The organism is Kutzneria chonburiensis, from assembly GCF_028622115.1.
Classification (GTDB): domain Bacteria; phylum Actinomycetota; class Actinomycetes; order Mycobacteriales; family Pseudonocardiaceae; genus Kutzneria; species Kutzneria chonburiensis.
This window is the reverse complement of the sequence record NZ_CP097263.1, coordinates 2,024,959-2,038,237: the sequence shown is the minus strand read 5'-3', so window position 1 is coordinate 2,038,237 and position 13,279 is coordinate 2,024,959. Positions and strand designations below refer to the sequence as shown.

Below are 13,279 nucleotides of genomic sequence, written 5' to 3'. Positions count from 1 at the left end.
GGCGCTGTTCGGCTCAGCTGGCCAGGGTGATCGTCACGGTGTTCGAGCTCGCGGTGACGGTGTGCGTGCCGGCGTTGTAGCTGCCGCCGCTGACGGCGGTCACGCCGGTGTTGAGGAACGCCGGAAGCTGGATGTAGACCGGACCGCCGGGCAGCGAACCCGACAACGTGACCGTCACGGTCCGACCCGCGGCGACGGAGATCGAGACGCCGTACGTCGACCGGCTGCCCGACGAGACGTCGTAGCTGGTGGTCAGGTTGCCGACCGAGAGCGTCTGGCCGGCGGTGAGCCAGGCATTCGGCACGCCGCGTCCGATGTAGAGCGGCCGGGTGTAGGTGTACGGCCCCGAGCCGCTGGCCGACAGTCCTTCCGCCACCAGGGATTCGAGCAGGCCCTGCTGCTGGCCGGCGACCGGCCACGCGTACGGGCAGGCGCCGAACTCGGGCCCGGCATGGCTGCCGATCCACGGGTTGTTCGGGTCCGGACCGTCCCCGTTGGCCTCCCACCAGGCGTTCGGGCCGCCGGTCGTGGTCTTGACCTGCCAGGCGTAGCTGGTGATCGGCAGGTCACGATAGGTGTTGGAGAACAAGCCGTCCGAGGAGTACGAGGTGTTGTACGCGGTGGAATACCCGTTGAACGCACCGAAGGTGGGATAGGGATAGCCCGCGCCGGACAGCCGGTTGAAGCCCCACTGGTACATCCGGTCGATCTGCCCGGGGTCGCCCATGATCCCGGTCAGTGCCCCACCGGCCAGCATGGTCGACCACTGGTTCTGCCCGACCCAGCCCGGCGACGCCCAGTTGGCGTCGTTGGTCATGTTGCAGCGGTTGGCGCTGTTGGGCTTGTCCACCTCGCACGGCAGGTAGTTGAAGCCGTTCGCGGACTGGTTGCGGCCGACCACGGTGTTGAGGGCGTTGAGCAGCTTGGTGTAGGCCCCGTCGGCCCACTGCGCCTCGCCGGTCTGGCCGATCTTGGTCGCGATGTACTTGTAGGACGCCAGCATCTGCAACGCGGAGAAGTTGCTGAACAGCCAGCGGCCGGTGGAGTCGTTGTCGAAGTTGGTCTGCAGCGTGCCATCGGAGGCCAGCTGCGCCGGGTACTTCACCCGGGCGATGGTGTACAGGCTGGGTCCCCACTGCCCGGAACCGCTGCTGTCGTCGTGGAAGAACTGGCTGACGAACGAGGTGTCATCGGTCTTGGCCAGATAGGTCGCCCAGGCGCCCATCGTCTTCCACACGCCGTCCCAGTACCAGTTGGCGCCGACCTCGTCCCAGTTGTCCTGCTCGGAGATCCGCGCGGTCAGCAGCAGGTTGCGGCCGTCGTGGAAGTCGCCGGTCTCGAACTTGGCGGTCAGCTCGCCGGGCACGTCATGGTTGAGGATCCAGTTGTAGTTGTTGGCCCCGGAGAACTGCGCCTGGCCGATCTGCATCATCAGGTTGTAGATGGTGCCGGCCTTGTCGGCGTTGGCCAGCGCGGTACCCGGGTTGGCCAGGTTGCCGGTGTTGGGCAGCGTGGTGTTGGGCAGGGTGAACGTGTTCAGCTCGGCCAGCCTCGAGTTCCAGTACGAGGCCATGTGGTTGTAGGCAGTGTCGTAGTTCGGTGCGCCACCGGACAGCACCGACCCCGTGGGCAGCGCCGCGCCGTTGCCGAAGTTGTCCACCGCCACCACGAAGTCGTGGTTGCTGGTCTGTCCGGGTTGGACGGTGTCCAGCGAGGAGCTGGTCAGCCGCACCAGGTTCGGACCGGAGCCCCCAGGCGGCACAGTCACCGCGGCGGATCCGCTGTTGGTGACGGAAACCCGGGTGTAGACCAGCATGAAGCTGTTGCCGTTGATGGTTTCCTTGTCGGCGAAGTTCTTGATCGCGATGCCGACGCTGCCCGACGAGCGGCTGGTCTTCATCGCCGGCAGGTAGCCGTTGTCCTCGGTCCACTGCACGCTCTGGCGGCCGGGTGCACCGCCGTAGTTGTACGCGCTGAACGAGTACATCCCACCGCAAACGCCGTTGTACGTGCTGTTCACGCCACGGGCGAAGAACGAGCCGGACAGGTAGGCGAAGACCGGCCAGTAGTTGCCGTCCCAGCCCAGGGCCGTGGTGTTCTGAAAGCCCTGGCCGTTCGGGTCGGTCGGGGTCTGGAAGTTCGTGCCGTACGCCCGCGGCAGGCCGGAGTTGTGGCACGCGTTCGGGTTGAGGTTCGGAATGCCCTGGTAACCGCTCGGCGGCGGGGTCGTGCCGCCGCCGAAGCCCGGGAGCCGCCAGGTCCGGCTGGCGACGTTCGTACAGGGCAACTGAACCAGCGCCGTGTTGTTCGCCGAGCTGTCGCCGGACGGCGCGATGCACTTGCCGGAGCTGACCGAGGCAATGCTGTAAATGTTAGCGCTAACAGCCGACACGTGGAACTGCTGGTTCGTGCCGGAGTGGCAGCCGTACTGGATGACCGCGGCGTTGTCACTGCCGGACGCGCCGGAGATGTCGACGCAGTCCCCGGCGGTGACCGTGCCGATTGTGTACACGTCACCGGAGACGGGGGTGAACGTGAACGACTGGTTGGTCCCGGAATTGCAGGACCACTGGACGAGTTGCAGGCCACTGGTGCCTGCGCCGCCTGGCACGTCGGCGCAGTTCCCGTTGGCCTGGTTGACCATCGTGCTGGTGAAGCCGTCGGCGGCGTGCGCCGCGGTCGCCGGGACCATCATGGCGAGCGCGGCGACCGCCAGGAGAACCGATCGTCGTGGTACGACAGGACGCTTCATCGGGCCCTCGCAGGGAATCGGTTGTTCAGTTGAGTTGGATGTAGTCCAGTTCCGCGTATCCGGTGCCGCCGGCGAAGTAGGGCGAGCCCTTGGCCAGCCGGATCACGTTGTAGCCGGCGTGCAGGGAGACGGTGGTGGTCGTGGTGGCGAACTTGCCCCAGCCGGCCGTCGGCGGATAGCTCACGGTCGACCAGGCGCCGCCGTTGTAGGCCAGGCCTTGCGTCGCAACGGCCCCGGTGCCGTTGGCGTAGCCGATGGTCATCGTGTACGCCCGGGTGTTCGGGACATTGACCACGAAGTCGACGTAGCTGTCAGCGCGCGGGTCGCCGGTGTTGTCGATCCGGCCGACATAGCCGCCGTTGGATGCGGTCGAGCTGGACAGCCGCTGCGCCCGGAACACCGACGCGTTCTCCGCCTCGTACCGCTGCTGGTACGCCGGGACACCGGCGGTCGGCTGGATCACCAGGTGGTACGCGCTGCCAGCCACCATATTCGGCACGGCCACGGTGATCTGTCCATTGGCGACGGTGTAGGTGGAGTCGGCGATCACCATCGGTGCGGTGACCGCCGTGAACCGACCGGAGGCCGGAGTCGACTCGAGGGTCACCCGGACCTGACTGCCGGAAAGACCGTTGACACGCACGGAGTTCGTGCCGGACTCGTCACCGAAGACGACGTCGGTCCGGCGGCGGGTGGAGTCGTAGGAGGCGAATCCGTCGAGCCCGGTCTGGGCCGGCGGCGTTGTCGTGACCATCGAGCCGGCCATGTCGCCGTACCACTTGTACAGCCACCACGTGCCGGTCGGCTGGTTGTTGTTCACCACCAAGCCGTTGACCGTGCCGTACTCGTACCAGAACGCGCGGTCGGCCGCCCACACACCGGCCCGCTCGAACTTGGCGATGTAGTCGGTGACGCGGCCCGGCACGTCCACCTCGTCGGTCCAGGCGTACTCGTTGATGAAGATCGGCCGTGGGCTGATGCCCAGCGACGACTCCAGCGACCGGTACGCCGCCACGTCGGCGGCGACGGATCCGCTGCTGTGGTCCAGCTCGTGCCAGACCATGATGTCCGGCACCGTGCCGGTGTTCTTGGCGTTGACCAGGAACGTGCGCATCCGGGCGGCATCCCAGTGCGAGTAGCCGGGGCCGGCGACCGGCGTGACCGTGTCACGGGTGCGGATCCGTTGCACCGTCCGGGTCCAGCCGGCGTTGAAGTCGCCGGCGGCAGCGGTGTTCCAGGTGCCGTCGGGCTCGTTCCAGATCTCCCACGCGGCGACGTTGCTCACCGAGCCGGCAGCCAGCCGGGCCGACACCATCGTGTCCACTTTGGACAGCCAGTCGTCCCAGCTGACCCACTTGTACGGGAAGTCGGGATAGATGTCCGGCATGCGGATCACCTCGCCGGCGCCGACCCGGTCGGCCTGCGGCGCGACCAGCAGGCCGTCGCCGCCGGGTGGTTGGCCGTTGGGCCGCTGGCCCACCCCGGGCGGTGGTTGGGTGAGGGTGTTCATCTTGATCGGCAGCAGCGTCGAGTCGGCCGGCCGGCTGTTCTCGGCGAGCGCGTACAGTCCGCCGGACGCGACGTGCGTGACCGGCCGGAACGGGGAGCCGACGTCGACCAGCAGGGTGTGGCCGGCGGCTTGGGCGGGCGGTGCGAGCAGGGTGGTCACCGCGATGACGGCAGCGGCGATACCCAGACGTCGTGACGACATCGGGTCTTTCCTCCAGGGCAGGGTCAGGAGAGCGGGATCCACACCCGCATCGGGCCGGGCTTCCGGTTCCCCCACAGGAAATAAGGCAGGGCGGTGAGGGTGATCGGCTCGGCGGTCTCGTCGACCGCCGGCGGATAGAGCTCGGTGTCGGCGCTCCGGACGCTGCCGGCCACCGCCAACGTCACCACGGACGTACGGTTGACCATCACTGTCGACGGGTCGATTCGCACGTCCTCCAACGTCACGCCGTCGGGCAGGTCCGCCTGCTCGACGCAGTACACCAGCGGCCCGCGGGCCAGGGCGACGCACCCGCGCACGGCGTCGATCCGCGGATGCGGTCGGACGACACGGGCCGGCATCGGCAGATCCAGCGTCAGGGTGAATCCCCGTGCCCAATCCCGCCGCAGCCGCACGTAACCGCCGACCGGATCGACGGCCGCTCCGTCCAGACGCACGTCCTCGGTGCGGCACCAACCCGGAATCCGCAGGGCCAGGGTCAGTGGCGCATCCGTGGTCACGGTTATTTCGACCCGACCGTCCCACGGATAGTCGGTGCGCAGGGAGATCCGCACCGCGTGTCCGTCCACAGTGGTCTCGATCTCGCCAGCCGTGTAAAGTTGGATCTGGAGTCCACTGTGGTCGGTGGTGACCGCGTATCCGGGCAGCGAGGCCATCAGGCGGGCGAGGTTGGGCGGGCAGCAGGCACAGCTGTACCACGGCAGGCGTTGCGACGGGGCATCCTCGTGCGAGCCGTCGTGACCGGTACGCAGGTGCAACGGGTTGGAGTAGAAGAAGTGCTCGCCGTCCGCGGCGATCGAGCCGGCGATGGCGTTGTGCAGCACGCGTTCCATCTCGTCGGCGTGGCGCACGTCGCCGGTCGCGAGCAGCATGCGCCAGTTCCACTGGAAGCTGGCGATCGCGGCGCAGGTCTCCGCGTACGCGCGATCGGCGGGCAGCTCGTACGGGTCGCCGAACGCCTCGTCGCGATGCCGTGAACCGTGCGCACCGGTGAGGTACGTCTTGCTGCCGAAAGCGTCCTCCCACAGACGATTCGCCGCCGCCAGCAGTTCGTCGTCATGGGTCTCCACCGCCACGTCCACCACGCCGGCCAGCAGGTAGAGCTGCCGCACCGCATGGCCGGCAACGGCTTCCGCCTGTCGGACCGGCACGTGGTCCTGGAGATACACGGGCCCGAAGCGATCCGGGTTGAGCAGCCCGTGGCCGCGCAGGTCGACGAACCGCGCAGCCAGGTCCAGGTACGGCCGGTGGCCGGTCACCCGGTACAGCTCGACCAGGGCGGTCTCGATCTCCGGGTGGCCGTCGACCGCGTTGACGTCGGCGAACCGTTCCACGATAAGGTCGGCGAACCGGCGGGCGACCGTGACGATCTCGGCCCCCACCCCCGCACGGGCGGCCGCGACGGCCGCTTGGATGAGATGGCCGGCGCAGTAAAGCTCATGACTCCAATGCAGTTCCTGCCACCGCTTCTCCGGCTTGGCGACCGTGAAGTACGAGTTGAGGTAGCCGTCCTCTCCCTGGGCCTTCACCAACAGCGCAGCGGTGGTGTCGAGGAACGACCGCAGTTCAAGGTCTTCCGGCGTGTGAACGAGCTGCCACGCCGCCGCCTCCAGTGTCTTGTACACGTCGGAGTCGGCGAACCACATGTTCTGGAACTCGCCGTCGACCTCACCGGTGACACGCCGCAGGTTGTCGACCGCGCCGCTGGCGTGCAGCTGCCGCACGCAGTGCGGCAGGGTGTGCACGGCATTGCGCCGCAACCATGTCCCCCACAGGCTGTCGTCAGCGACGGTGGTCGCGGTGAGCGGCAGCGGGCCCAGCGCCGCGACCGCGTCCTCGGTTGGATGGACGGGACCAAGTTCGGCCATCGAGGCCTCTCCTGTCTGTCAGCCCTTGAGGGCACCAGAGGTAAAACCACGCACGTAGTAGCGTTGCAACACCAGGAACACGGCGACGCACGGCAGGGCGGACACGACCACGCCGGCTTGCAGCGCCCCGAAGTCCACCGAGCCGAGGCTGCCGGACTGGAGGTTGAACAACGCGACCGGCAGCGTGAACTTCGCGCCGTCGGTGAGGAAGATCAGCGGCGCGACGAACTCGTTCCAGGAGGCCAGGAACGAGAACAGGGCGACCGTGACGATGCCGGGCAGCACGCCGCGCAGCAGCACCCGGCGCAGCGCGCCGGTGATCGTGCAGCCGTCGACCAGCGCCGCCTCTTCCAGTTCGGCCGGCAGGGCTTCGAAGGAGTTGCGCATCATGAACAGCCCGAACGGCAGTTGCAGCACGGCGAGCACCAGGCCAAGGCCGACCAGCGAGTTCTGCAGGCCGATCCAGCCGAGCAGGATGTAGAGCGGAACCAGGATCGTGGTGTACGGCACCATCAGCACGGCCAACGTCACCAGGAACAGCGCGTTGCGTCCGCGAAACGGCAGCCGCACCATGGCATATCCGCCGAGCGTCGTCGTCAGGACCGTGACACTCACCGCGACGACCGCCACCACCACGGTGTTGACCAGATACGTGCTCAGGCCACTGCCGTAGTCCAGAAGCCTTTGGTAGTTCGACAATCCCCAGCCGTCACCGCCGCCGGCGGCCTCCCTGCCGTGCACCGAGGCGTACAACGTCCACACCATCGGCAGCAGGAACAGCACCGCCAGCGCCGCTCCGGTGAGGTAGAACCCGCGTGTCTTCACCGGCCCTCCCGCCGGATCAGCCGCAGCTGCGCCACGTTCACGACGATCAGCACGGCCAGCGTCGCCACCGACACCGCCGCCGCCCGGCCCAGGTCCTGCGACAGGAACGCCTCGCGATAGATGTCGATCACCACCGTCGCCGTGTCGTGCCGGCCGCCGGTGAGGATGAAGAACTGGTCGAAGGCCAGCAGCGATCCTGTTAGCGATAACACCATTGCCAGCGCAAGCGTCGGCCGCAGCAGCGGAAGCGTGACCCGCCACAGCGTCTGCCACCGTCCGGCCCCGTCGATCCGCGCCGCTTCGTACAGCACCGGGTCGATGCTTTGCAGGCCCGTCATCAGGATCAGCATGTAGAACCCGGCAAACCGCCAGGTGATCATCGCTACTGTCGAGCCGAGCGCCGTGCCCGTCGAGCCCAGCCAGTCCACCCGCCCCAGCCCGATCGCCTGCACGAGTCCGTTCAGCGGCGAGGAATCCGTCGTGAACAGCCCGTAGAACAGCAGGCTCGTCGACGCCAGCCCCACCGCGCTCGGTAGGAACAGCACCGTCCTGACCGCCCCCACCCCACGCCGGTTCCTCTGCACCAGCAGGGCCAGCCCAAACGCGATCAGGCCCAGCACCACCGTGGTCACCACCGTGTACTTGGCGGTAAACCACACCGCCCGCAGAAACAGCGGATCCCCCAGCGCGCTGTAGTTCGCCACGCCGTTCGGCGCCGACGCCCCCAGCAGCGGCCAGTGGTTGACCGACATCCACACCATCAACAGCAGCGGCACCACGAACAGCGTCCCCACCAGCACCGCCATCGGCGCCGCGTACAGCAGGCCGAGCCTGGCCCGATGCCGACTGATCGACGCTCGCCGGGGCGTCGGCGTCGGGGCCGGGCGCACCGAGGGCCGGGGCGGCGACAGTGACACCACGTCAGCCCCCACTTGCCAGCGACTCGGTGATGGCGGCGTTGTGGTCGTGCAGGGCGGTCGCGGGGCCGGTCGCGGCGAAGACGGCGTCGATCACGGTCTGGGTCCAGGGGCCGTTGGTGTCGTTGTAGGTCTTGCCGAAGTTGACCGAGATGGGCGTCTGGCCCTGGCCGGCGAGCTTGTTGAACACGGCCAGGCGGGGATCCTGCTTGGCATAGGTGTTGTCGGCGAGGTCGGACCGGACGGTGATGTTCTTGTGCTTGGCCACGACGTCCACCTGAGCCTGGTCGGAGAGCGTCCAGGAGATGAAGTCCCACGCGGCGGCTGCGTGCTGGCTGTTGGCGCCAACACCGAGGACGTCGCCGCCGACGAACGAAGAGCTGCCGCCGGTAAGACCGGGGATCGGGGCGACGCCGACCTGGAGGTCGGGGCCCTCCTTGATGCCCTGCAAGGCGGTTGCGCCCATGGGCTGGATGCCGATCTTGCCGTCGAGGAAGGACTGGGTCCAGGTCGGACCGGACTCGTCCTTGGCCGACGCCGGCACGAGACCGTCGGCGTAGAGCTGGTGCAGCGTCGCATACACCTGGGACGCAACGGGATTGTCGATGGTGGACGCGGTCCCCTGCTCGTTGAGCACGGTGCCGCCGGACGCCCAGATCATCGGCCAACTGGTGAACAGCTGGCAGCCGGGACAGGCGCCGCCGAAGAAGTAGCCCTTGACGTCGCCGCCGAGGGCGCTGATCTGCTTGGCGTCAGCGACGATCTCGGCGAGGGTGGTCGGCGGCTTGGCCGGGTCGAGGCCGGCCTTGGTGAACAACGCCTTGTTGTAGAACATGGCCGACAGGTCGATGTCGTGCGGGACGGCGAACTCCTTGCCGTCGTGCGCGGCGGCCTTCATGTGCGCGGGGGCCAGGGAAGCCTTGAACGGCAACTGGTTCACCCGCGCGGTGAGGTCCATGAACACGCCGTTGGCGGCGTAGTTGGGCGCGTACACCACATCGGACGCCAGCAGGTCGGGCAGCTGCTTGGCGCCGGCGGCCGTGCCGACCTTCTGCTGGTAGGAGTCGGCCGGGAACACGGTCAGCTTCACCTTGTTCTTGTGGCTCGCGTTGTACGCGTCCACCAGCGTCTGGCTGAACGTGGCCGTCGGGGACCGGGTCCACATGGTGATGGTCGTGCCGTCGTCCACCGCCCCGGTGCCGCCGTCCGCTGTCGACGGCGGGCCGGCCTGGCAGGCTGTTAGCGCTAACACTGCGGCCACGGCGACCGCGGCACGGGCCCGCGCGATCATCTGCTTCTCCTAACGGCCGCTAGCGGCTCTGCTGGCTTCGAGGAGAGAAAACCGGAAACCGGTTGCCGCCAAGCTAGACCCGGCCGCGAGCGGCGTCAAGAACCTTGTTCACCAATGGTTCCGGCGCTATGGTCGGCCGGCTCCAGGTAGTCTCCGACCATGCCCTCACGGAAACTTTCGGCAACCGATGGCCGGGACCGGCCGACCACCATCGCCGACGTCGCCCAGTTGGCCGGCGTGTCCACGGGCACGGTGTCCAAGGCGCTCAACGGTCGTGGCACGCTGCGCGCCGAGACCCGTGACCGCGTGCTGGCCGCGGCCGAGCAGCTGGGTTTCCACCCGAACCGGGCGGCGGTCACGCTGAACTCCGGCCGGACCTACACGGTCGGCATGATCACCACCGACACCATCGGCCGGTTCAGCATCCCGCTGCTGATGGGCGTCGAGGACGCACTGGGCGCCGGCGAGATGTCCGTGTTCCTGTGCGACGCGCGCGACGATCGCATCCGGGAGCAGTACTACCTGCGCACGCTGCTCAGCCGCCGGGTGGACGGCATCATCGTCACCGGACGGCGCAGCCACGCCCGTCCGCCGATCGGCGCGGATCTGCCGATCCCCGTGGTGTACGCGTTCACCAGCTCCACCGATCCCCGGGACGTGTCGGTCGTGCCCGACGAGGCCGGCGGCGCGCGCAAGGCGATCGAGCACCTGCTGGCGATCGGCCGCCGCCGGATCGCCCATGTCACTGGGCCCGAGCACCACCATTCGGCGGCAGTGCGAGCATCGGCCACCGTGGCACGGCTCGCCGAGGCCGGGTTGGACCTGGTCGCACCACCGCTTTTCGGTGAGTGGAGCGAGGCCTGGGGCCGGCACGCGGCGAAGATCCTGCCCCATCAAGGATTCGACGCCGTGTTCTGCGGCAGCGATCAGATCGCCCGTGGCGTCGCCGACGCGCTGCGGACAGTGGGCCGACGAGTGCCCGACGACGTCGCCCTCATCGGCTTCGACAACTGGGACGTCATGGCCCTGGCCTGCCAGCCGCCGCTGACCAGTGTGGACATGGAGCTGGAGCAGCTCGGCCGGACCGCGGCCGAACTGCTGCTGGCCGCGATCAACGGCGAGACGCCGCCACGACGGCACATCCATCCGTGCCGGCTGGTGATTCGCGACTCCACGGCGGCGCCGGCCCGGTGATCACCCGGGACGAGCCTTGACGCGCCATCACCCCGCCGGGATAGTGATGCGCCAGCAACCCTGCACCCTGCCGGAGGTCACGCCTGCAAATACGAGCGACGTGAGATGTTAGCGCTAACAGTACGCGGCGAACGTGCCCCGGAAATCGGGCCCGCACGGCCGTCGTTCTCGCTCGGAAATCATCGCGGCCGCGCTGTCGAATGCGGCCGCCACCATTCATTCGACCATGGGCAAAGGAGCTCACAATGGTCTTTCGGGCACGGCTGCCCCGACTCGGGCGGGCCCTGCTGGCCGCGACCGCGGCGACCGCGTTCGCCGTCGTCACGGCGCCCGCCTCCACCGCCGCCACACAAGGCCCGTGCGACATCTACGCGGCTGGTGGCACGCCCTGCGTCGCCGCGCACAGCACCACCCGAGCGCTCTACGGCGGCTACAACGGCCCGCTGTACCAGGTGAAGCGCTCCTCCGACGGCTCGACGCGTGACATCACACCGCTCAGCGTCGGTGGTGTCGCCAACGCCGCGGCGCAGGATTCCTTCTGCGCCAACACGAGCTGCCTGATCACCGTGATCTACGACCAGTCCGGCAAGGGCAACAGCCTGACCCAGGCACCCCTGGCGGCTTCAACGGCCCGGCCGCCGGCGGCTACGACAACCTGGCCGACGCCACCGCCGCGCCGACCATGGTCGGCGGGCACAAGGCGTACGGCGTCTTCGTCGCCCCAGGCACCGGCTACCGCAACAACAACACCGCCGGGGTCGCCACCGGCGACCAGCCCGAGGGCGAGTACGCGATCTTCGACGGCACCCACTTCAACGGCGGCTGCTGCTTCGACTACGGCAACGCCGAGACCAACAGCCGGGACAACGGCAACGGCACCATGGAGGCCATCTACTTCGGCAACAGCAAGGTCTGGGGCTACGGCCCGGGCAACGGCCCCTGGGTGATGGCCGACCTGGAGAACGGGCTCTACTCGGGGGTGAACGCCGGCTACAACGCCAACGACCCGAGCGTGAGCCACCGCTATCTGACCGCCATCGTCAAGGGCGGCCCCAACCACTGGGCCATCCGCGGCGGCGACGCCCAGTCCGGCGCGCTGTCCACGTTCTACGACGGCGCGCGGCCGAACGTCTCGGGCTACAACCCGATGCGCAAGGAGGGGGCGATCATCCTCGGCATCGGCGGCGACAACAGCAACGGCTCCGCCGGCACCTTCTACGAAGGCGTGCTGACCACCGGCTATCCCTCGGACGCCACGGAAAACGCCGTCCAGGCCAACATCACGGCCGCCGGGTACGCCACCACCAGCACTGCTGCCACCGGTCCGCTGCACGCCGTGGGCGCGGGCAAGTGCGCGGATGTGCCGAACTCGACGCAGGGCACGCAGACGCAGATCTACACGTGCAACGGCCAGGCGAACCAGGCCTGGACCCACTCCTCGTCGAACCAGCTGACGGTTACTGTTAGCGGTAACACCTTGTGTCTGGACGCCTCTGGCCAAGGGACCAGCGCCGGCACCAAGGTGATCACGTGGTCCTGCAACGGACAGACCAACCAGCAGTGGAACGTCAACTCCGACGGCACGATAGTCGGCGCGCAGTCCGGGCTGTGCCTGGACGTCACGGGTGCGTCGACCGCCAACGGCGCCTTGCTCGAACTGTGGCCGTGCAACGGCGGCAGCAACCAGCAGTGGACGCTCGGCTGATCAGTCCCTGACGGTCAACGTCGGCACCGACAGCTCCACACCCTGCGGCGGCGCACCGTCGATCCTGGCCATCAGGAGTTCGACGGCGCGCCGGCCCAGGTCCTCGGCCGGCACGTGCACCGACGACACCTTCGGCTCGGTCCGCCGCGCCACCTCGTCCGGGCAGATAGCGACCAGGTCGATCGGCGGCTGCACGCAAGCCAGCACGGCCGACAGCGCGGCTTCGTTGTGCACCACCACAGCCGTGATCTCGGCGTGGTCGGTCAGCAGTTGCTTGGCCGCGAGGCCGTCGGATTCGCAGGTACGCACCACGAAGTTCACGCCGCGACGCAGGGCCGCCGCGCTGAAGCCGGCCACGCCGCGCTCGGCGTATCCGGTGCGCCGCTCGTAGACCGCGCGCGCCGGGCCGAGCAGCGCGATGTCCGTATGTCCCTTGTCCGCCAAGTGGTCCACGCACAGCGCGTACGCGGCGGCGAAGTCCAGATCGACACAGCTCAGGCCACACGGGTCGGTCGGCACGCCGATCAGCACCGACGGCACCGCGCAGGCCCGCAGCACCGGCACGCGCGGGTCGTCCATCTCGACGTCCATCACCACCAGGCCGGCCACGCCCGATTCCACCGCCCGCAGCACGCCGTCCGCCCCCTCGTCGGCGGAGATCACCAGGACGTCCCGGTCGCGGACGCGCGCGGCCGCGACGACCGCGCGCACGAATCGCATCGCGACGGCCACGTTGACGCCGTCCCGCAGCGGCAGCAGCACACCGATGGCGGCGGCACGTTGGCGGTAACCGAGCGACCGAATGCTCTCGCGGACCCGGTCCGCGGTTTCCCCCGATATCGCACGTTTTCCGGTCAGCACATAGGAGACCGTGCTCGGCGCCACGCCGGCATGCCGGGCGACGTCGGCGATCGTGACCACCAACCCACGTTACCGGCGGCCGATCGCGCCGACAAGCGGTTCACAATTGACGGCCGGACGCCGAAACTGTCGAACGC

General features: G+C 68.5%; 8 protein-coding genes and 1 pseudogene. 2 read left to right on the top strand and 7 right to left on the bottom strand.

Features of this window, described 5'->3' with window-relative positions:
- Positions 1-13 precede the first annotated feature (13 nt).
- The 6 genes from M3Q35_RS09280 to M3Q35_RS09255 form a co-directional block, all read right to left on the bottom strand.
- On the bottom strand, positions 14-2,752 hold the full coding sequence (locus tag M3Q35_RS09280; protein WP_273941256.1) for an RICIN domain-containing protein: 2,739 nt from the start codon (positions 2,750-2,752) through the stop codon (positions 14-16).
- Between the two features lie 25 nt (positions 2,753-2,777).
- The gene (locus M3Q35_RS09275) at positions 2,778-4,463 is read right to left on the bottom strand and encodes a carbohydrate-binding protein (protein ID WP_273941255.1); all 1,686 of its coding nucleotides are present in this window, start codon (positions 4,461-4,463) and stop codon (positions 2,778-2,780) included.
- A 23-nt stretch (positions 4,464-4,486) separates the two neighbouring features.
- Positions 4,487-6,349, bottom strand: coding sequence for a glycoside hydrolase family 127 protein (locus tag M3Q35_RS09270; protein WP_273941254.1), 1,863 nt, complete (start codon positions 6,347-6,349; stop codon positions 4,487-4,489).
- 18 nt (positions 6,350-6,367) lie between these two features.
- Complete coding sequence (locus M3Q35_RS09265; RefSeq protein ID WP_273941253.1) at positions 6,368-7,174, bottom strand: carbohydrate ABC transporter permease; 807 nt, start codon at positions 7,172-7,174, stop codon at positions 6,368-6,370.
- Complete coding sequence (locus M3Q35_RS09260) at positions 7,171-7,980, bottom strand: carbohydrate ABC transporter permease (RefSeq protein WP_273941252.1); 810 nt, start codon at positions 7,978-7,980, stop codon at positions 7,171-7,173. The genes M3Q35_RS09265 and M3Q35_RS09260 overlap by 4 nt, the downstream gene beginning before the upstream one ends.
- Before the next feature lie 115 nt (positions 7,981-8,095).
- Complete coding sequence (locus M3Q35_RS09255; protein ID WP_273941251.1) at positions 8,096-9,382, bottom strand: ABC transporter substrate-binding protein; 1,287 nt, start codon at positions 9,380-9,382, stop codon at positions 8,096-8,098.
- Between the two features lie 159 nt (positions 9,383-9,541).
- On the opposite strand from M3Q35_RS09255, the gene M3Q35_RS09250 reads away from it, so the two are divergent.
- Positions 9,542-10,576: a LacI family DNA-binding transcriptional regulator gene (locus M3Q35_RS09250; RefSeq protein WP_273941250.1), complete on the top strand. Its 1,035-nt coding sequence runs from the start codon at positions 9,542-9,544 to the stop codon at positions 10,574-10,576.
- 245 nt (positions 10,577-10,821) lie between these two features.
- Positions 10,822-12,281: pseudogene (locus tag M3Q35_RS09245) on the top strand (arabinofuranosidase catalytic domain-containing protein).
- On the opposite strand, the gene M3Q35_RS09240 reads toward M3Q35_RS09245, so the two are convergent.
- Positions 12,282-13,202 carry a LacI family DNA-binding transcriptional regulator gene (locus M3Q35_RS09240; protein ID WP_273941249.1) on the bottom strand — a complete coding sequence of 307 codons (921 nt, stop codon included), beginning with the start codon at positions 13,200-13,202 and terminating at the stop codon, positions 12,282-12,284.
- Positions 13,203-13,279: the final 77 nt, after the last annotated feature.

Bases quoted from the DNA above. Each gene is read 5' to 3' on its own strand.
- M3Q35_RS09280 (WP_273941256.1), bottom strand. From the start codon at position 2,752: ATGAAGCGTCCTGTCGTACCACGACGATCGGTTCTCCTGGCGGTCGCC.
- M3Q35_RS09275 (WP_273941255.1), bottom strand. From the start codon at position 4,463: ATGTCGTCACGACGTCTGGGTATCGCCGCTGCCGTCATCGCGGTGACC.
- M3Q35_RS09270 (WP_273941254.1), bottom strand. From the start codon at position 6,349: ATGGCCGAACTTGGTCCCGTCCATCCAACCGAGGACGCGGTCGCGGCG.
- M3Q35_RS09260 (WP_273941252.1), bottom strand. From the start codon at position 7,980: ATGGCGGTGCTGGTGGGGACGCTGTTCGTGGTGCCGCTGCTGTTGATG.
- M3Q35_RS09255 (WP_273941251.1), bottom strand. From the start codon at position 9,382: ATGATCGCGCGGGCCCGTGCCGCGGTCGCCGTGGCCGCAGTGTTAGCG.
- M3Q35_RS09250 (WP_273941250.1), top strand. From the start codon at position 9,542: ATGCCCTCACGGAAACTTTCGGCAACCGATGGCCGGGACCGGCCGACC.